The sequence below is a fragment of the Agromyces sp. H66 genome (genome assembly GCF_004959775.1).
Classification (GTDB): Bacteria; Actinomycetota; Actinomycetes; order Actinomycetales; family Microbacteriaceae; genus Agromyces.
This window is the reverse complement of sequence record NZ_SJZG01000006.1, coordinates 137,249-157,467: the sequence shown is the minus strand read 5'-3', so window position 1 is coordinate 157,467 and position 20,219 is coordinate 137,249. Positions and strand designations below refer to the sequence as shown.

Sequence of the window (20,219 nt, the reverse complement as noted above, 5' to 3'; positions counted from 1 at the left end):
GCCACGCTTGGGGTACCGCGCACCCTCCCCCGCCGCGCGGCATCCGAGGCGCCGGTCGACCCGCGCCACCGAACCAGGAGCACGATGGTCACCAGCGACGCGCCCGAATCCGCAACCGCACGCATCACCGGGTCGACACGCAACGTCCGCGTCATCGTCGTCCGCCCCGACGAGCGCGTCGAGCAGGTCGCGGCTCGACACCGTGGGGCGATGCCGTCCTTCAACCGCACCCTGCGCGTCGCGCTGGCGATGCGGGGCGGCGTGAGCCTCGCCGTGTGGATCGGCGGCGCCGTCGCCGAGCTCGACCTGCTCCGCCGCATCCGCCTGTACGACGCCGGCTCCGAGACCATCGCGTTCGTCCCCGAGACGCCGTCCGCCCCGCTCACCGCCCCGGTGATCGCGCGCCTGCGGGCGTACGCCGAGATGCTCGACGCCGCCGGGTACGACCGGGTCGAGTTCGACCTGCTCGCGGGCGCGAGCGCCGGCGGGCTGAACGCCGTCGTGTACGCCGTCGCCCAGCGCGCGGGCACCGGTCTCGAGCGCCTGCTCGACACGTGGAGCCGAGTGGGCGGCTTCTGGGGCCTCCTGCACCCGCCCGGGGCGCGGCGGATCCTCGCGCTCATGCAGGGCGAGGACTACTTCCGCGCCCGCACCTTCGAGGCGCTCCGCGATATCTACGAGACCGACGACCGTCATCCCGACCTCGTCGCCGAGTACACGAGCGTCGACCTCTCCGCGACCGTCATCGACGCGAACGACGAGTTCGAGGAGGACGCCAACGAGGGTCGCGGGCACTTCCGCTTCGTCGGCAGCGACGAGCACCGCTTCGACAACCGCATCCCGACCCGCGCCGACGACCTCGACGAGGCGGAGCGGCTCGACGACCTCGCGAACCTCTCCCGGCTCGCGCTCGCCGCACGGTCGACCTCGTCGCTGCCCGGCGGGTTCGAGCCGGCCCACGTCGACTCGTTCGGGGGCGAGGCCGGCGAGCCCGAGATCCCCGAGGAACGGGGCATGCGGTTCGCGTTCGCAGCGCATCGGGAGGAGCCCGGCACGCCCTACCGCATCGTCGACGGCGCGGTCTTCGACAACGTCCCGATCGACCGGGCGTTGCGGGCCGCGCGTTCGCGGGCGTCCGACCGCCGGGCCGACCGGGTCATGCTCTTCCTCGACCCCGAGCCCGACGCGCCCGTCGGCGGCGCCGTCGCATGGGACGAGCACGCGTCGCGCTTCTTCCGTGCGATCGGCGCCATGCTCTCGCGGCAGCTGCGACGGGAGTCGGTCGCGCGCGAGGTGTCCGAGCTCGCGCGCTTCAACGCCGAGCGGCTGGTCGCGGCCGCCCGGTTCGACAGCGCGGCGCCGTTGATCGCGTCGGCGCCCTGGTCGCACCCCGCCATCACCGAACGGCAGGAGGCCTACGTCCGCGCGCTCGGCTCGAACCTCGCCGATCACCTCGCCGACGCCCTGTCGGCGCCGAGCATGTGGCAGTTGCAGTCGACGCTGCCGACGCGCCGGCGCTACCGGCCCATCGAGCGCATCGACCTGGCGGGGCTCGGCGCCGTCTGCACACGGCGATTCGCCGAGCTGTCGTCGTCGGATTCCCTCGCGATGGCCCGCTCGCCGCTCGCCCTCGCCGACGCCGCCAACTGCGTGCTCGGCTGGACGCGCGCGCTCGAGTCGCTGCCCGAAGACGAGGGATCCCGCCGTGGCATGGCCTTCCCCGAGGTGCGACGCACCGCGTACGACGCGCTCTCGGCGGCGCTCAGGTGGCGCGACGAGCTGACCGCCTCGGTGCTGCGGAACTCCGACCGCGTGGCCCGATCGGGCATCGCACCCACCGTCGCGGACTTCGAGGAGTGGATCGACGAGTGGCTCCGTGCCTCGGCGCGCATCCGCACGTCTGCGCACTGGCGCGACCTCGACATGGCGGTCGCGCGCCTGCGCATCTCCAGCTCCGGGGCCGAGCGCGACGCCCGCGCCTCGCGCCGCTCGCTGCCGGTCGGATGGACCACCTCGGGGTGGCGTCCGCTCGCGAGCGCGCCCGGATCGCTCTCCGCCACCGACCTCGCGCCGCTGTACCACGCGAGCGGCATCCCGGCCGCCCTCTCCCACGTGCGGTACTGGGCCATCGGCGTCGACGAGGAACCCGACGATCCGGCCAGCTTCCGCACGCTCGCGGCCGACCGCTGGTACACGGCGCTGGGGCGCGCGATGCGGCGGCCGCGGGCCACGGCCGACGACATCGCCGCCAGCGTCAACGCGGCATCCGATCGGGTGGTGCTCGACCGCCAGTCGAAACTCGCCGGCTACGGGTTCGGCAATTTCCTCGGGTTCCTTGCACGCGACTGGCGCGTGAACGACTGGTGGTGGGGCCGCCTCGACGCCGCGGCCGGACTCGCCCGGTTCTTCACCTCCCTCGCGCCCGACGCCGTGCGCACCCGTCCGGCGATCCGGCTGCTGCAAGACGCCGTGCTCGAGGAGGCCGACGGCACCGCCGTGGCGGACCGGGGAGTCTCCCCGCTCGAGCCGGCGCCGACGTCGGCCGATCCGACGACGCAGCGGGCGGCGCGGCGCGTCCGCCTCCGCGCCGGCACCGACACGATCGCGAACCTCTCCCCCTCGTATCGGTTCGCGATCGCGTCCCGCACCGTGCGGCTCCTCGACCGGGTGGTCGTGCAACCGGTGAATCGGGGCCTCGGTGCCCTCGCGGGCACGGCGCTCGCGCTCCTCCGGCCCGTGCTGGTCGCCCTCCCGACCGTGGCGGACCCGCCTCGCCTCGGCCTCGTCGCCGGCCTCGTCGCGGCCGTGGCGTGGCTCCTCACGTGGTCGCCGATCACGCCGCCGAGCGGCGGGTGGATCGCGGCCACGGCGATCATCACCGGGGGCCTCGCGCTGATGATCGTCATGGGCGTCTGGGCGACCCGACGGCGCTGGGCGGACGTGGCGCAGGCGCTCGACGTGCCGCTCGACGAGTTCGCCCGCACCGCCGCCGACCGCGCATGGAAGCCCACCCTCCGCCTCACGATCCTGACGCTGGCGAGCCTCATCCCGCTCGTCGTGGCGCTGCTGCAGACGAACGTGCTGCTCGTGCTGCTCTGCCTCGGGGTGACGGGCGTGCTCGTGGCCGTCACCCTGCGAGTCGCGTCGTCGGCGCAGCGCACCAGGATCCCGGGCCGCGACCTGCGCTCGGGGTTGATGATCGGCGTCTTCGGCGTGTTCGGCGGGTTGCTGCCGCTCGTGCAGTTCGTCTTCGCGGCTCGGACCGACTGGCTCGCGCCGCCCGAGTCCTGGAACCCGTGGGTGCTGGCGGCCGGTGCCGGGGCGGTCACGATCGTCCTCACCGCCGACTGGCTGCGGATCGGCCGCACGCCGCGGGCGATCGCGCTCACGCGCGGCGTCAACTGGATCACGGTGACGCTCCTCTCGGTGGCCGCCGGGCTCGCCGGATACGTGGTCGCCTGGGTGCTCACGGCGGGCGTCGTCCCCCTGGTCGCCGAGAACCTCCGAGCGGCGGCGTTCGTCCTGGCGTGGGCGAACGCGCTCTGGTGGCTGCCCGAACTCGCCAAGGCGACGCCCGACGTCGAGGACCGCGTGGAGCGGGCACGGCTCACCGCCGCCGACCTGTCGGCCGCCGAGCCCGCCGAGGTCGGGGTCGGGGTCGGGGTCGCCGAGCGCGCCGACGACTGACCGGTCGCGACATCCGCCCGGCGACGGATGCCGCGGCCGACGTCACACGAGCGAGTCGCGCCAGGCCGCGTGCAGCGCCGCGAACCGACCCGAGCCGCCGATGAGCTCAGCGGGCGAGCCGTCCTCGACGATGCGCCCGTGCTCCATGACGAGCACGCGGTCGGCGATCGCGACCGTCGAGAGTCGGTGCGCGATGATGACCGCCGTGCGGTCGGCGAGCAGGGACTGCAGCCCCTCCTGCACGAGGCGCTCGCTCGGGATGTCGAGCGAGCTCGTCGCCTCGTCGAGGATGAGCACGGCCGGGTTCGCGAGGAAGGCACGCGCGAACGAGATGAGCTGTCGCTGACCCGCGCTCACGCGACCGCCGCGCTTGTTCACGTCGGTGTCGTAGCCGTTCGGCAGGCCCTCGATGAACTCGTGCGCACCGACGGCCTTCGCGGCCGCGACCACCTCGTCGAACGACGCGTCGGGCTTGCCGAGCGCGATGTTGTCGGCGACCGACCCCGAGAAGAGGTACGCCTCCTGCGTGACCATGACGATGGCGCGGCGCAGGTCCTTCGGATGGAGCCGCCGCAGGTCGACGCCGTCCAGCTCGACGACGCCGTCACTCGGGTCGTAGAAGCGCGCGATGAGCTTCGCGAGCGTCGACTTGCCCGCCCCGGTCGATCCCACGAGCGCGATCGTCTGTCCTGCCGGCACGTCGAGGTCGAAACGCGGCAGCACCACCCGCTCGGGCGTGTACGCGAACTCGACGCCCTCGAACCGCACCCGACCATGGGCCTTCCAGAGGTCGACGGGGTGGGTGGGGTCGGGCACGCTCGGCTCCTCCTCGAGCACCCCCGAGATCTTCTCGAGCGCGGATGCCGCCGACTGGTACCCGTTGTAGAACATCGCCATGTCCTCCATCGGGTCGAAGAACCGCTTCGTGTAGAGCAGTGCCGCGAGCAGCACGCCGATGGCGAGCTGGCCGTCGACGACCCGGAAGCCGCCGACCACGAGCACCGCGGCGACGCACGCGTTGCCGATGAGCAGCAGTCCTGGGTCGTAGATGCCGAAGAGCTGGATGACCCGGGCGTTGACGTCGCGGTAGTCCTCGACGAGGTCGCCGAACTCCCGCTCGTTGCGCTTCTCGGTGCGGAACGCCTGCACCGCACGGATGCCCGTCATGGTCTCCACGAAGTGCACGATGAGCTTCGCGGATGCCACGCGCGAACGTCGGAACAGGCGTTGCGACCGGGTCTGGAACCAGCGCGTGAGCACCGCGAGCGGCACGAGCGCCACGACCAGCACGAGCGCCGACATCCAGTCGAGCAGGGCCAGCGCGACCCCCGTGAACGCCATGTAGAGCACGCCGCGCACGAGCTGGTTGATGCCCTCGTCGAGGAGCTCCCGGATCGCGTCGAGATCGCTCGTCTGCCGCGAGATGATGCGGCCCGACGTGTACGACTCGTGGAACTCGAGCGACAGCTTCTGCGTATGCAGGAATACCCGGGTTCGCAGGTCGAGCAGCACCGCCTGGCTGATCCTCGCCGAGAGGCGGATGTACCAGGCGATGAGGAACGCGCCCACGGCTCCGGTGAGCAGGTACGCGGCGCCGGCGGCCCCCACGGGCAGCCAGTCGCCGTCGATGAGGGCCGGCAGGCCCCGGTCGATCCCGTACGCGATGAGCGCGGGCCCGGCGACCTGCGCGCCCGTGGACACGACGATGATCGCCATCGTGAGCCAGAGCCGGGCCCTGACGGGTCGCAGCAGCGATCCGAGCAATCGCAGCGAACGCTGCCGGATGTGCCGGGACTCGGCCCTCGTGAAGTCGTGGCGTTCCTCGCCCTCGACACCCGTCACGGTGCTCATCGGGTCGCCTCCTCTCGTGCGATCTGTTCGATGTCGGATGCCTCGGCCTGCTCGCGCCGTTCCTCGTCCTCGAGGCTCGAGATGACGAAGCGGTAGTGCTCGGACTCGCGCAGGAGCTCGGAGTGCGTGCCGACGGCCGTGATGCGACCCTCCTCGAGCAGCGCCACCCGGTCGGCGAGCATGACGGTCGACGGACGGTGCGCCACGATGAGCGCGGTCGTCGACGCGAGCACGTCGCGCAGCTCCGCCTCGACCCTCGCCTCGGTCGCGACGTCGAGCGCCGAGAGCGGGTCGTCGAGCACGAGCACCGACGGGGATGCGGCGACGGCGCGCGCCAGCGCGAGACGTTGGCGCTGCCCGCCCGACAGGCTCATGCCCTCCTCGCCGACGGTCGTGTCGACGCCGTCGGGAAGGTCGTAGGCGAAGCTCGCCTGGGCGATGCGGAGCGCCTCGTCGAGCACCCGATCGGCCTCGGCACGGGTCTTCGGATCGTCGCCCGCCAGGTCGGGTCGGCCGAGCAGCACGTTCTCGCGCACCGAGGCGCTGAACAGGGTCGCGTCCTCGAACGCCATGGCGATGTGCGTGCGGAGCTCCTCGCGCGTGAGCGCGCGGATGTCGACGCCGTCGAGCGTGATCGAGCCGCCCGTCACGTCGTAGAGGCGGGTCGTGAGCGCCGTGAGGGTGGTCTTGCCGCTGCCGGTGAGCCCGACCAGCGCCATCGTCTCGCCCGGCTCGAGCGCGAGGTCGACGCCGTCGAGGAGGTCGCCGAACCGATCGGGCGAGTCCTGGTAGCGGAACCGCACGCCGGTGAAGACGAGCTCGCCGCGCGGGCGCTCGATCGAGGCGGGGCGCGCCGGGTCGGTCACCTGGTTCTCGCTGTCGAGGATGTCGAAGAACCGATCGGTGGCCGTGCGCGCATCCACCGAGAAGGCGAGCAGGAACCCGATCGACTCGATGGGCCAGGCGAGCACGGTGGCCGTCGCGAAGAAGGCGACGAGCTGGCCGACGGTCAGGATGCCCTGCGACGCGAGCCACACCCCGAGCACGAGGCAGACCGCGAGCGCCGCGGTCGGCGCCGCGAGGAGCCACGCCCAGATGCTCGCGTCGAGCCGCGCCTTCTCGATCTCGGTCGAACGCAGCGACTCGGCCTGCGCGCGGAAGCTCGAGAGCGCATGCTTGCCGCGGCCGAACGCCTTCAGCACGCGGATCCCGTGCACCGACTCCTCCACGGCCGTGGCGAGGTCGCCCGCCTGGTCCTGGCTGCGCCGGGACACCTCGGAGTACCGACCCTCGAAGCGGTAGCCGACGACCCAGAGCGGGATCGAGCTGACGAGGAACACGACGCCCAGCAGCCAGTTCATCGACACGAGGATGGCCAGCCCGACGACGATCACGATGAGGTTGACGACGAGGAGCACGAGGCCGAATGACAGCCAGCGGCGGATCAGGCCGAGGTCGCTCACGGCACGCGAGAGCAGCTGCCCGCTCGGCCAACGGTCGTGGAAGCTCACGGGCAGGTCCTGCAACCGGGCGTACAGCGCGTTGCGCATGCGGGCCTCGACGCGCGTGCCGGGGGTGAGCACGAACCAGCGCCGGAGCGCGATCATGCCCGCCTCGAGGGCTCCGAGTCCCAGCACGAGTCCGGCGAGGGGCCAGATCGCACGGGCGTCGCGGTCGGCGAGCGGACCGTCGACGATCGACTGCAGCACCTGCGGGATCGCGAGCGCGATGAGCTGGGCGATGAGGGCCGCGACCATGCCGGCGATGATGAACGGCAGGGCCGGGCCCGCGTACTCGCGCAGCCGGAACAGGGCGCGCACGGTGCCCGTGCGCGCCGGGATGGGGTCGTGGTGGTGCGGGGTGGCGGACAAGCCGGTTCCCTTTCGAGGAGAAGGGCGCCGAGGCGTCGTCGACGGACGTCCAAGTCGGCGAGATGAGGTGAGCGGGCGCGAATGGGACGGCGCCGGGGATGCGGATCGACCGCGGAAACGGGGCAGGCGGTGCCTGCCGGGCGGGGGCGGGAGCTACCCGGCGTACGCCTCGACCGGGGACGCCGGACGGGCAGCGCCGCGGGCCGTGGCCTGGCTTGCGATGCTGTCTGTCTGCATGGTGTCCTCCTGGGGATCGTCTGCGTACCTCTCGGCCCCGGATCGCGGCGGCCAGCCCTTCAGATTAGGGGGAAACCGTCGTCGCGTGCAAGAGCACCGGCAGCGATAGGCTGTGCGAATTCGTCGTCGCGCGGGGGCGGGGCCACCGGCCCCACGGCCCGCCGCCGCGCGCCCCCCGGACCGACGAACGAGGAGACCGAGTGGGAGCGACACGGACCGTGCTCGCACGTGCGAACGCGCGCGCCGGCGTGCTCGGCTCCATCGCCGCGGTGATCCTGCTCCTCACCGGGTTCGGCACGGCGGTCGTCGACTCGCTCACGGGCGCCGCGCTCTCAGGGCTCCGCGACGGCATCACGACGTCGTCGGGCGTCGACGGCGCGGTGCGCTGGCAGATCCGGATCGCCGGCGACGGCTCGGCGCAGGCAGAGGCGGCGGCCTCCGTGCTCGACCGCATGATCGTGCCGAGCGGCGCCGACTGGGGCCGTTCGGTGCAGACCGCGCCCGTCGACGCCTCCTCCGGCGGCGGAGCCTTCGGCGCCGTCCTGCTCGCCGACCACGACCTGCCCGCCCGCGCCTCGCTCTCGTCCGGGGCCTGGCCCGACGATGTCGCGGCCGCGTCGGCCGCCGCCGCGGTCGACGCCGTCCCGGCGGCGCTGCACGCCGCCGCAGCCGACGCGCTCGACCTCACCGAGGGCGACGTCGTCGACCTGCACGGCGGCGACGCGACCCGCCGGCTCCTCGTCGTCGGCACCTGGCTCCCCGACGACCCGGGCGCCACGGCGTGGTTCGGCGACCCCATCGTCGCGACCGGCACCGTCGAGGGCGGTGCGGGCCCGTTCCTGGTCGGCGATGATGCCGTCGTCGGCCTGCCTGCGACGACGGTCGTGCGGTGGACGGCCACGGCGGATGCCGCGTCCATGACCCCCGAGCGCGCCGCCGCCCTGCGTACCGCCATCCCGAACGTCGAGCCCGCGCTGCGCGCCGAGCCCGCGATGGGCGACGACGGGCTCTCGACGCTCGGCGGGTTGCCGGCGACGCTCGAACGGCTGCTCGCCGGCCTCGGTGCGGTGCGTGCCATCGCGCCGCTGCCCGTGCTGCTCCTCGCCCTCGCCGGGCTCGCCGCGATCGACCGGCTGGCGGCGCTGCTCGCGGCGTCGCGGCGCGGCGAGACCGTGCTGCTCCGCGCGCGCGGAGCCTCGGCGTGGCGACTCGCGCGCGACACCGCCCTCGAAGTGCTCGCCGTCGGGCTGCCGTCCGCGGTCCTCGGCGTCGCCGCGGCCGAGGCGCTCCTCGCCGTCGTGCGCCCCGACGACGCGCGCGGTTGGGCGAACGGGGCGGTCGCGGCATCCGTCACCCTCGCGGGCGCCGTGCTGCTCGTCGCCGGCCGGGCCTGGCGTGACGCCACCAGGCCGGTCGTCCGAACCTCCGGCGACGAGGTGGGCCGGATGCCCCGCGCCGCCGCGGCGGGCGGCGTCGTCGTCGTGGCGGTGGCGGCCGTCATCTCGCTGTGGCAGTTCCGGCTCTACGGCTCCCCGCTCGTGGCGCGGGCGTCCGGCGCCCTCGAGGTGGACGCGCTCGCCGTGCTCGCCCCGGTGCTCGTACCGGTCGCGCTCTCGCTCCTCGCCCTCGGGGCCTCGCGGCCGTTCGGGGTCCTGCTCGAGCGATCCGCCGCGCGTCGGCCCGGCCTCGTGCCCGCGCTGCCCATGCGCCAACTCGCGCGACGTGCCGGACTCTACGGTTCGGCGTCGCTCGTGACCATGATCGCGGTCGCCGGCCTCACGCTCGCCGCCGCGTTCGCCGGCAGCTGGCAGGCGTTCGACCGTGCCGCCGCCGCCGTGTCCACGGGCGGTGACGTCCGCGTCGTCCTCGTGGGCCGCGACGTCGTCCGGGGCACCGACCCGTTCGCCCTCGCCGACCCGTTCGCCGCGGTGCCGGGCGTCGCCGCGAGCGGCGCGATCGCCCGTGGCGAGGTGCGCATCGGCTCGGATCCCGCCACGCTCGTGGCCCTCCCGACCCCGCGCCTCGCCGAGATCGCGCCGGGCACCGACCTCCGCGGCGCCGGCCTCGACGCGCTCGCCTCATCGGGTGAGGCCGCCGGGCCGCGGCTGCCCGTCGGGGCCGCCGAGGTGGCGGCCGACGTGCGACTCGACGCCCCGCCCGGAACCCCCGGCACGGTCACGGTCTTCGCGTGGGTGCTCGGGTCCGACGGCACCACGAGCCGCCTGCCGGCCGGATCGTTCGACGTGGCCGGCGGCGGTGGCACGGCGACCGCGACGCTCCCCGACGGATCCGGGCTGCGCCTGCTCGGATTCGAGGCGACGCTCGCGGGCTCGCAGGGCGCCGCCGACGTGACCGTCGCCGTCGGGGCGGTCACGGTCGACGGCGCGACCTCCGCTCCCGTCGGGGCGACGGGAGCGGCGACGCTCTCGGCGACCCGTCCGAGCGGCCGCGTGCCCACGACGGCCGACGACGCACCCGTTCCCGTGCTCCTCGGGGCGACGCTCGCCGCCCGCATCCGGGCGGAGCCGGGCGACGCCCTCGCGTTCCGCGTGCTCACGGGCGGTGCCGAGGTGCGCGCACTCGTCGCCGGGATCGTGCCCGCCGTGCCCGGTGCCGGAGACGCGGGTCTCATGGCCGACCTCGGGGCGCTCTCGCGCGCGGCGTTCGTCGACGGCGCGGGCGTGCCCGCCGCCGCCGAGCGATGGCTCGCGACATCCGACCCCGACGCCGTGGCCGACGCCCTCGAACGGGGTCGCACCACCGCCCTCGTCGTGTCCACGCGCGCCGATGCGTCGTCGGCATCCCTCGTCGGGCCGGCCGCCGCGGCGCTGTGGGCGGGTGCCGGCGGGGCCCTGGTGTTCGCCCTCATCGCGGTCGTCGCACTCGCGGCAGCACTGGGCCGGGCCCGGTTCGGCGAGGTCGTGGTGCTCCGTGTCGTCGGCGTGCCGCCACGGCTCCAGGCCCGCGCACGATTCGCGGAGCTCGCGGCGGCCGTCACGACCTCGGCGGCCATCGGCATCGTCGTCGGCGTGATCGCGTCGCTGGCCACCGTGCCCGAGTTGGCGCGCGCCGCGGTGGCCGGCGCTCCCGCGGCGCTGCCGGTCGACCTCCACGCCGACTGGGTCCCGTGGCTCGTCGGGTTCACGGCGTTCCTCGCCCTCACGGCCGCCATCGCCGCGGGCGCCGCGGCGAGCGTGCGCCGAACGGCCTCGCGGCCCGGCATCCGGGAGGAGGAGCGATGAGCACACGCCACCACTCCCGCCTCTCGACACCGGGACTGCTGCTGCGACAGTTCGCCTCGGGGCCGGGCGCGTCGATCGCGCTGGCGCTGCTCGTGGTCGCGGGCGCGTTCCTCGCGACCGCGGTACCGCGCGCCGTCGCGGCGCTGCACACCGCGGCGCTCGCCGAGCAGACCGCCGCCATGCCCGGCGCGGAGCTCGACCTCACGGCCGCCGCCATCGCGCGCCCGGCCATCGGGCCCTCGGTCGGCGGCACGACGCTCGACGCCGAGGTCGACGCGGTCTGGGGCGCGCAGGAGGAAATCCTCCGCGACATCCGCGCCGGCATGCCCGAACCGCTTCGGGGCGTCGCCGGCGACCCGCTCGTCGCGCTCACGATGGGACCCGCACGCGCCGTGGTGCCCGGAGCTTCGCCGGGCTCGCCCGTGTACCGCGTGCTGCCGGGCTTCGACCCGCGGCTGCGGGAGCACGTCCGGCTCACCTCGGGCGACTGGCCGGCGCCGGTCGAGGGCCAGGTCCCCGGTGCGCCCGTCGAGATCGTGCTCGCCGAGCCGGTCGCCGAGCGCATGGCATGGGCGCTCGGCGAGGATCGATTCGTCGACCTCCGCGGCGTCGACCAGGCCGTGCGCCTCGCGGGCACGTTCGCCCCCATCGACGCAGCCGACGGGTTCTGGACGCACGTGACGACCGCGCTCCGGCCCGGGGTCGTCGACAACGGCCTCGCCCCACCCGAGATCACGGCGGTCGCGTTCGTGGATCCCGCCTCGTGGTCGGCGTTCCGCGACGTGAACCTTCCCGTCATGATGCAGGCGTGGTTCCCCACCCGCACCGAGCACCTCACCGCCGACCGGGTCGAGGTGCTCCGGGCCCAGCTCGGAGAGTTCTCGAGCACCGTGCAGCGGCTCGGCTCCGGCGAACGCGACGGGTACATCGACGAGGTGGGCGAGGTCGCCTTCATCAGCGGCCTCGGCGCCGTGCTCGGCGAGGCATCCCTCGCCGCGGCGGCGAGCGACGCCGTGATCGCGACCGTCGCCTCGGGGCCGATCGGCGTCATGATCGCCGTGCTCGTGCTCGGCGCCCGGGTCGTCTTCGAACGCCGGCGCACGGGGCTCGAGCTCGCGGCCGCGCGGGGTGCCTCGCCGGGCCAGCTGCGCGGCATCCTCGCGCTCGAGGGTGCGGCCATCGGCCTCCCCGCCGCGGTCGCCGGCGGGATCGTCGGCACCGCGGCGGTCCCGGCCGACGCGGGACCCGGCGGCTGGCTGCTCGCGGCGGCGTTCGCGGTGACACCGGCGCTCCTCCTCGTGAGTTCCGCGCCCGCCCTGAGCCCGCTGCGCCGGGCGCGCGCCGACCTCGGCGCCGGGAGCGGCATCCGGTTCCGCTGGATCGCCGAACTGCTCGTCGCGCTCGTCGCCGCCGCCGCCGTGGTGCTGCTCCTCCAGCGCGGCCTCGCGACCTCGGCGGCACGGACGGGCGTCGACCCGCTGCTCGCGGCGGTCCCGCTGCTCCTGTCCCTCGTCGCGTGCGTGATCGTGCTGCGCCTGTATCCGGTCCCGCTCGCGAGCCTCGTACGCAAGATGTCCGCCCGGCCCGGCCTCGTGCCCTTCCTCGGCTCCGCCAGGGCCCTCCGAGACCCGTCGGCCGGGCTCGTGCCCGTGCTCGCCGTCGTGGTCGGCGTGTCGGTCGCGGTGTTCTCGTCGGTCCTCCTCGGGACCGTGCGCGCGGGCATCGAGACGAGCGCCGCCGCCCGCGTCGGCGCCGACGCCGCGATCTCGGGCGCGCCGCTCACGCGTGCCCAGCTCGACGAGTTCCGCGCCGTGCCCGGGGTCGCGGCGATCGCCCCCGTGTACTCGACCCGCCCCTCCCAGGTGTCGATCGACGGGCGGCAGCGTTCGACGACGCTGATCGTCGTCGACGTCGACGAGATGCGGCTCGTGCAGTCCGGCCGCGCCGACGCGACGCCGCTGCCCGAGACGCTCGGCGAGCCGATCGGGGAGGACGGCGTGCCCGTGCTGCTCTCGGGCCACGTCGATGCGCTCATCGGCGACGCGAGCTCGGTGGAGCTCGCCGGCGAGGCCGTTCGCATCGAGGGCGTCGTCGACGGGACCACGGCCTACTCCCCTCGCTCGAACTGGGTGCTGCTCGACGTCGCCAACGCCGAGCCGTTCACCGACACGCTCGTGCCGCGCACCGTGCTCGTGCGGTTCGAGCCGGGCGCGGATGCCGCCGCCGTCACCGGCGATCTCGCGAGCATCGCGGGCGACGGCACCACCGTCGTGACGCCGGCCGACCTCACCGCCGAACTCGCCGGCCGCCCCACCGCACAGGGTCTCGTGGTCGCGCTCATCGCGGCGATCGGGCTCACGAGCCTGCTCACGGCGCTCGCGATCGTGCTGACGCTCGTCGTCGGCCGGCCCGCGCGCGATCGGCTGCTTCCCCTGCTGTCGACGCTCGGACTCGCGCGGCGCGGCGAGCGTGCGCTCGTGGCCTGGGAGATCGGGCCGGTCGCGACCGTCGCCGTGGTCGTCGGAGCGGCGCTGGGCGCCGGGCTGCCGTTCGTCGTGCTCCAGGGCATCGACCTCGGCGCCTTCACGGGCGGCGACCAACCCGCGGTCGCGTACGACCCGTGGCTCATCGCGGCCGTGCTCGCGGGCGCGGTGCTCGTGACGGCCGCCGCGGCGGGGGTCGCCTCCCGCGTCGGCGATCGGGCGAATGCGGCGCGCGCGATGCGCGCGGAAGAGGAAGGATGATCGACGTGACCCTCACCGACGCGGACCCGCACATCCTGTGCACCGACCTCGTGCGGATCTTCTCCGCCGACGGCATCGAGGTGCAGGCCCTGCAGGGACTCAACCTCCGGGTCGACGCCGGCGAGATGGTCGCCGTGGTCGGCGCCTCGGGCTCGGGCAAGTCGACGCTGCTCACCATCCTCTCGGGCCTCGACACCGCCACGGCCGGTGTCGCGCGGGTCGCCGGGCACGACCTGCTCACCATGCGCTCGCGCGAGCGCGTGGCCTACCAGCGTCACACGGTGGGATTCGTGTGGCAGCAGACCTCGCGCAACCTCCTGCCGTACCTGACGGCCGCCGAGAACGTCGCACTGGCGATGAACGTGGCGGGCACCCGCCGCGGCGCGGCCCGCGAGCAGCGCGTCGACGAACTGCTCGACCTCCTCGAGGTGGGCGACCGGCGCGACCGGCGCCCCGGCGAGCTCTCCGGCGGCCAGCAGCAGCGCGTCGCCATCGCCGTCGCGCTCGCGAACGCGCCGCTCGTGCTCCTCGCCGACGAGCCCACCGGCGAACTCGACGAGGAGACCTCGGCGGCCGTGCTCGAGGCGATGCGCGGCGTCAACGAGGAACTCGGGGTGACGACGCTCATCGTGACCCACGACCCGACGGTCTCGGGACATGTGCGCCGAACCGTGCAGATCCGCGACGGTCGCACCTCGACCGAGGTGCTCCGCTCCACGCGGGTCGACGAGCACGGCGCCGAGGAGCACGTCGCCGAGGAGTTCGCCGTGCTCGACCGCGTCGGCCGCCTGCAGCTCCCCCACGAGTTCGTGCAGACCCTCGCGCTGCGCGACCGGGTGCGCCTCGCCCTCGAGGCCGACCATGTCGGCGTCTGGCCCGGACACGAGGGGGCGGATGCCCCGCCGCGACGCGACGACGAGGCATCCATCGCACCCCGACGCGGCGACGAGGCATCCGCCGCCCGCGCCACCACCGAGGAGGACCCGCGATGACGACCCTTCGAGCCGAGGCCGTGAGCCGCCTCTTCGAGTCGAGCGGCGGCGCCGTGCACGCCGTCGCGGAGGTCACGCTCGAGGTGCGACCGGGCGAACTGCTCGTCGTGACCGGGCCCTCGGGCGCCGGCAAGACGACGCTCCTCAACCTCTTGGGCGGGCTCGACCGTCCCACCTCGGGGCGCGTCGTGCTGGGCGACGACGAGCTGTCGTCACTCGGCGAGGACGCCCTCGCGGCCGTGCGCCGCGACCGGCTCGGCTACGTGTTCCAGTCGTTCGGACTCATCCCCGTGCTCTCCGCGGCCGAGAACGTCGAGGTGCCGCTCAGGCTGCAGCGGATGCCGCGTGCCGAGCGCGAGGCACGCGTCGCCGAGTCGCTCGATCTCGTGGGGTTGGCGACGCACGCCGCGCAGCGCCCGTACGAGCTCTCGGGCGGCCAGCAGCAGCGCGTCGGAATCGCCCGCGCGCTCGCCGCCCGTCCGCAGGTGCTGCTGGCCGACGAGCCGACGGGTCAGCTCGACAGCGGCACCGCGGCCACCGTGATGGACCTCATCGGCGAGCTCGTGCACGCACGCGGCGTCGCGGCCGTCGTGACGACCCACGACCCGGCGCTCGTCACGCGCGCCGACCGCGTGCTCGAACTGCACGACGGCCGGGCGAAACGCCTCAGCGCACCCGCACCGACAGGCACGTGACGCATCCCTCGAGCTTCTCGAACTCGCCGATGTCGACGGTGACCACGCGGTAGCCGAGGCTCGACAGCATCGACGCCGTCTCGGGGGCGGACGACGACATCAGCAGCGATTCCGAGGAGAGTTCGACCACGGCGACGCCTTCGGGCTCGGGCACGGGCAGGAACCGCGGGAACAGGCTCGGCACGTCGACCCGGGCCGGATCGCCGATGACGGTGCCGTCGGGCAGTGCCGTCACGGTGCTCTTCAGGTGCAGCGCCTTCGTCACGGGCACCGCGACGACCGAGTAGCCGTGCGGCGTGAGCAGGGCCCGCAGCTGCCGGATGCCCTCGGCGTCGGTGCGACTCGACGCGCCGACGTACACCGTGGAACCGACCTTCAACACGTCGCCGCCGTCGAGCGTGCCCGGAGCCTCGATGCGCCGCACCGCGATGCCGGGGATCGCGCGCACCGCGCGTTCGACGGCGTCGATCTCGGGCCGGCGCGACTCGGCCCCCGGGTTCGTGATCACGGCGAGGTCGCCGAAGAACACGACGGCGTCCTCGACGAACACGGAGTCGGCGAGCTCGGGCGCGGCATCGACCTCGACGGTCTCCCAGCCCTCGGCCACGAGCGCCGCGCAGTAGTTGTCCCACTGCTCGTCGGCCCGCGCCTTGTCGACCGGGGTGCGTTCGAGGTGGGTGAGCACGCCCTCGTCCAGGTTCGATGCGGGGATGCGCACGAGTGCGAGCCGGCGCGGCGGGCGCCGCTGCGAGTAGGCGAGGATGCCGCGCAGCACACGCGGGGCCAGGAACACCTCCGCCCCGATGACCGTGAGGATGAACACGAGGTTGAGGCTCACGAGCGAGCTGATCACGAAGAGGAAGATCGGGCCCGAGAACGGGCTGCCCACGGCACTCGCGGTGACGGTCGTCGCGAGCAGGGCGGCGAGGCTTCCGGAGGCGAACCCGCCGATGAGGGCGAGGAACCACACCCGGGTCGCGCCCACCGCGTTGGCGACGGCGAGCAGCACCCATGCGATGAGCGCCGCGAGCGCGAAATGTCCGAAGACCTGGCTGAAGACCTGCGGCGACTGGCCGTTGCCGATGAAGAACGCGAACACCGCGACGAGCATCGCGGTGACGGCGACGGATGCCGCCGATGCGACCACCGCCAGCGCCCGCCGCCCGGGCGTCGGGGCCGGCGTGAACCGGGCCGGGGCGGGCGGGGGCGCGGCGGCAGGCGACGTCATGGCACGAGCCTATCGGCCGGTGCCGGTGTCTCAGCGCGCGGCGTCGAGGCGCTCTCGGGCGAGGCGTTCGGCGGCGGCGAGCGTGGTCGTGCCGTGCTCCTCCGCGGAGCCGAGCACGGATGCCACGGTGTCGCCGATCCCGGCGATCCGGGCGTCGAGGGCGGCCTGGTCGGCACCCGGCGCGCCGGCCACGTCGAGGTAGATGACGCCGCCGGCGTTCACCACGAAGTCGGGCGCCCACACGATGCCGCGCTCGGTGAGGTGGCCCGCGACGTCTCGCGACGCGAGCTGGTTGTTCGCGGCACCCACCACGGCGCGCACGCGCAGCGCGTCGACGACGTCGTGCGTGAGCACGCCGCCGAGGCCGCACGGCACGAACACGTCGGCCTCGACGAGGTGCGCCTCGCCCGGCTCGACCCATGTCGCGCCGAGCTCGTCGGCGAGCGCGCGCTTCGCGCCCGCGACATCCGTCACCGTGAGCCGGGCGCCGGCCTGTGCGAGGCTTCGTGCGAGGCGTCCGCCGACCTGCCCGAGGCCGACCACCACGAAGTGCCGACCCGCGGGGTCGTCGGAGCCGAAGACGTGCCGCAGGGTCGCGCGGATCGACGCGTACACGCCGGCCGCCGTGGCATCCGCGGGCTCGCCGACGCCGCCCTGGTCGGCCGGAAGGCCGCAGACGTGCTCGGTGCGCTCGTGCACGACGGCCATGAGCTCGGCGCTCGTGCCCACGTCCTCGGCGGTCATGTACGCGCCGCCGAGCGACTCGACGGCGTCGCCGAGGTCGAGCATGGCATCGCGCGTGGCGCGCTCGTCGAGGCTCGTGCCCGGCGGGATCGCGATGACGGACTTGCCGCCGCCGCGCGCGAGTCCCGCTGCGGCGTTCTTCATGGTCATCGCCTGCGAGAGGCGCAGGGCGTCGGCCAGCGCGTCGGTCCAGTGACCGTACCGCCACAGGCGCGCACCGCCGAGGGCCTGGCCGAGCCGCGTCGAGTGCACGGCCACGATGATGGTGAGTCCGGATCGGGGGCCGCGGGTGATGAGCACGCGCTCGTGCTCGGGGGCCTCCGTCGGGAGTGCTGCGTTGACCTCGGCCGCGGGGGTCGCCGGGGCGTGGATGATCGTCATCGATCGTTCTCCTTGTTCATCCGCTTCGTGGGCGGAACCGGGTGGGCGCCTTCTGAGCGCCGCTCACCTCAAGGGTACCGCCGCGCGCGGCGCGCCGCCCGTTGCGCCGCCCTTGCACCACCCGTGTGGCCGCCTCGTGCGTCGCCCCTTGCGCCGCTCGCTCCCGCACGTTCTGGCGGATATACGATGCGGCGCGCCGGGGTAGGCGCGGCGAGCGCGGCGCGTCCGATCGTATATCCGCAGAAACGGACACGAGCGGATGCCGCGAGCCCCGCGCCGAACGGCCGAACAGGCGCCCCGGGAGCCCCGGTCCGATCAGTGGAAGAAGTGCCGCTCGCCCGTGAAGTACATCGTGATGCCGGCCGCGCGGGCCGCCTCGACGACCTCCTCGTCGCGCACCGAGCCGCCCGGCTGCACGACCGCGCGCACCCCGCCGTCGATGAGGATCTGCAACCCGTCGGCGAAGGGGAAGAAGGCGTCGGATGCCGCGACCGACCCCGCGGCCCGCTCCCCCGCCCGGTCGACCGCGAGCTTGCACGAGTCGACCCGGTTCACCTGTCCCATGCCGACGCCCACCGAGGCGCCGCCCGACGCGAGCAGGATCGCGTTCGACTTCACGGCGCGCACCGCGCGCCACGCGAACTCGAGGTCGGCGAGCGTCGCCGCGTCGGCGGGCTCGCCGGTCGCGAGCGTCCACTCGGACGCGGGCGCGAAGCGCCGGTCTGCCTGCTGCATGAGCAGCCCGCCCGAGACCTGCCGGATCTCCACCTCGGTCGGCGCGAAGCCCTCGGGCAGCGTGAGCAGGCGGATGTTCTTCTTCGCCGTGAGGAGCTCGACGGCCTCGGCCTCGAACGCGGGCGCCACGAGCACCTCGGTGAAGATCCCGGCCACCGTCTCGGCCATGGCGCGGGTCACCGGGCGGTTGGCTGCGATCACGCCCCCGAACGCCGACACCGGGTCGCACTCGTGTGCGCGCCGGTGCGCGTCGGCGATGGCGTCGGCCGTGTCGGCCGACGCGACCGCGATGCCGCAGGGGTTCGCGTGCTTGATGATCGCCACGGCCGGCTCGTCGAAGTCGAAGGCGGCCCGCACCGCGGCATCCGCGTCGACGTAGTTGTTGTACGACATCTCCTTGCCGTGCAGCTGCACGGCCTGTGCGATGCCGGGTCGCCCGCCGTGCGACGCGAAGAGTGCCGCCGCCTGGTGCGAGTTCTCGCCGTAGCGGAGGTCGGCCTGCTTCGTCCACGTGCCGCCGAGCCACGCGGGGAACGGCGATTCGTCAGCGGCCTGGTCGGGCGCGACCACGTTGCCGAGCCACGACGCCACGGCGACGTCGTAGGCCGCGGTGTGCCGGAACGCCTCGCGGGCGAGCGCCTTGCGCTGGGCGAGCGTCGTACCGCCCGCGGCGATCGCGCCGATGATCTCGTCGTAGCGATCGGGCGACACGACGATGGCGACGTTCGCGTGGTTCTTCGCCGAGGCGCGCACCATGGCGGGGCCGCCGATGTCGATCTGCTCGACCGCGTCGAACTCGGATGCCCCGGCCGCGACGGTCGCCGCAAAGGGGTAGAGGTTCACGACCACGAGCTCGAACGGCTCGATGTCGAGGTCGTCGAGCTCTCGTTCGTGGTGCTCGAGCCGCAGGTCGGCGAGGAGCCCGGCGTGCACCGACGGGTGCAGCGTCTTGACGCGGCCGTCGAGCATCTCGCGGGCACCCGTGACGCTCGCGACATCCGTCACCTGGAAGCCGGCGTCGCGGATGGTCTGCGCGGTCGAACCCGTCGAGACGATCTCGGCGCCCGCCTCGGCGAGTGCGGCCGCGAGCTCGGTGATGCGCCGCTTGTCGCTCACCGAGAGGAGTGCGCGGCGCACCGGTACGAGGTCGCGTTCGCGGTAGAGGCTCGGGTCGTGCGTCGGGCCGCTCATGATCGGCTGAGCTCCTTGAGGTCGAGGTGGGCATTGGCGATGTCGAGCACGGCCTGGATGAGCAGGCGCCGCTCGACGGGCTTGATGCGGTCGTGCAGGCTCGACTCCGTGTCGCCCGGCAGCACCGGCACGCGCTCCTGGGCGATGATCGGGCCGCCGTCGACGGAGTTGTCCACGACGATGAGGGTGGCGCCGGTCTGGTCGACGCCCGCGGCGAGGGCGTCGCGCACGCCGTGCGCGCCGGGGAACTCGGGCAGGTACGCGGGGTGCGTGTTGATGAGGTTCGGTGAGAACGCGTCGACCACGGCCGGCGGCACGAGCCGCATGAGCCCCGACAGGATGACGAGGTCGGGCTGCCACTGCCGCACCTGCTCGATGAGCGCCTCACCCCACGCGTCTCGATCGGGGTAGGCGGTGAACGGCACGATGAACGTCGGGATGCCGAACTCCTCGCCGAGGGCGAGCCCGTCGGCCTCGCGGTCGGCGCCGATGGCCACGACGCGGGCCGGGAACTCGGCGTCCTCGGATGCCTCGAGCAGGGCGCGGAGGTTCGATCCCGTGCCCGAGATCAGGACGACGAGCTGCAGCACCATCCGAGCCTACCGGGTGGCGAACGGCGTG

General features: G+C 74.2%; 11 protein-coding genes. 5 read left to right on the top strand and 6 right to left on the bottom strand.

Going from position 1 to position 20,219, the window contains the following annotated elements:
• Positions 1-84: 84 nt before the first annotated feature.
• A complete protein-coding gene (locus EZM51_RS12275) occupies positions 85-3,687 on the top strand; it encodes a DUF3376 domain-containing protein (RefSeq protein WP_136708545.1) in 3,603 nt (1,200 codons plus the stop codon).
• 42 nt (positions 3,688-3,729) lie between these two features.
• Here the strand turns inward: EZM51_RS12275 and EZM51_RS12270 are convergent, their stop codons facing one another.
• On the bottom strand, positions 3,730-5,538 hold the full coding sequence (locus tag EZM51_RS12270) for an ABC transporter ATP-binding protein (RefSeq protein WP_136708544.1): 1,809 nt from the start codon (positions 5,536-5,538) through the stop codon (positions 3,730-3,732).
• On the bottom strand, positions 5,535-7,409 hold the full coding sequence (locus EZM51_RS12265; RefSeq protein ID WP_248305625.1) for an ABC transporter ATP-binding protein: 1,875 nt from the start codon (positions 7,407-7,409) through the stop codon (positions 5,535-5,537). The genes EZM51_RS12270 and EZM51_RS12265 overlap by 4 nt, the downstream gene beginning before the upstream one ends.
• Positions 7,410-7,846: 437 nt before the next feature.
• Here EZM51_RS12265 and EZM51_RS12260 point away from each other — a divergent pair, with 437 nt between their 5' ends.
• The 4 genes from EZM51_RS12260 to EZM51_RS12245 are packed head-to-tail and all read left to right on the top strand — an operon-like array spanning position 7,847 to position 15,319.
• Positions 7,847-10,888, top strand: coding sequence for a hypothetical protein (locus tag EZM51_RS12260; protein ID WP_136708543.1), 3,042 nt, complete (start codon positions 7,847-7,849; stop codon positions 10,886-10,888).
• Positions 10,885-13,632, top strand: coding sequence for an FtsX-like permease family protein (locus EZM51_RS12255; RefSeq protein ID WP_136708542.1), 2,748 nt, complete (start codon positions 10,885-10,887; stop codon positions 13,630-13,632). Before EZM51_RS12260 ends, EZM51_RS12255 begins: the two co-directional genes overlap by 4 nt.
• The gene (locus EZM51_RS12250) at positions 13,629-14,624 is read left to right on the top strand and encodes an ABC transporter ATP-binding protein (protein ID WP_136708541.1); all 996 of its coding nucleotides are present in this window, start codon (positions 13,629-13,631) and stop codon (positions 14,622-14,624) included. Before EZM51_RS12255 ends, EZM51_RS12250 begins: the two co-directional genes overlap by 4 nt.
• Entirely contained in the window at positions 14,621-15,319 is a 699-nt protein-coding gene (locus tag EZM51_RS12245; protein WP_136708540.1) for an ABC transporter ATP-binding protein, read from the top strand. Before EZM51_RS12250 ends, EZM51_RS12245 begins: the two co-directional genes overlap by 4 nt.
• Here EZM51_RS12245 and ddaH read toward each other — a convergent pair.
• The 4 genes from ddaH to purN all read right to left on the bottom strand — a co-directional run bounded on the left by ddaH (position 15,291) and on the right by purN (position 20,188).
• Positions 15,291-16,547, bottom strand: a complete 1,257-nt coding sequence (gene ddaH, locus EZM51_RS21225; RefSeq protein ID WP_282568142.1) for a dimethylargininase — start codon at positions 16,545-16,547, stop codon at positions 15,291-15,293. The genes EZM51_RS12245 and ddaH overlap by 29 nt on opposite strands.
• Positions 16,548-16,577: 30 nt before the next feature.
• On the bottom strand, positions 16,578-17,672 hold the full coding sequence (locus tag EZM51_RS12235) for a Glu/Leu/Phe/Val dehydrogenase family protein (RefSeq protein ID WP_136708539.1): 1,095 nt from the start codon (positions 17,670-17,672) through the stop codon (positions 16,578-16,580).
• Positions 17,673-17,987: 315 nt separating this feature from the next.
• A complete protein-coding gene (gene purH / locus EZM51_RS12230) occupies positions 17,988-19,598 on the bottom strand; it encodes a bifunctional phosphoribosylaminoimidazolecarboxamide formyltransferase/IMP cyclohydrolase (RefSeq protein ID WP_136708538.1) in 1,611 nt (536 codons plus the stop codon).
• The gene (gene purN / locus EZM51_RS12225; RefSeq protein WP_136708537.1) at positions 19,595-20,188 is read right to left on the bottom strand and encodes a phosphoribosylglycinamide formyltransferase; all 594 of its coding nucleotides are present in this window, start codon (positions 20,186-20,188) and stop codon (positions 19,595-19,597) included. The genes purH and purN overlap by 4 nt, the downstream gene beginning before the upstream one ends.
• Positions 20,189-20,219: the final 31 nt, after the last annotated feature.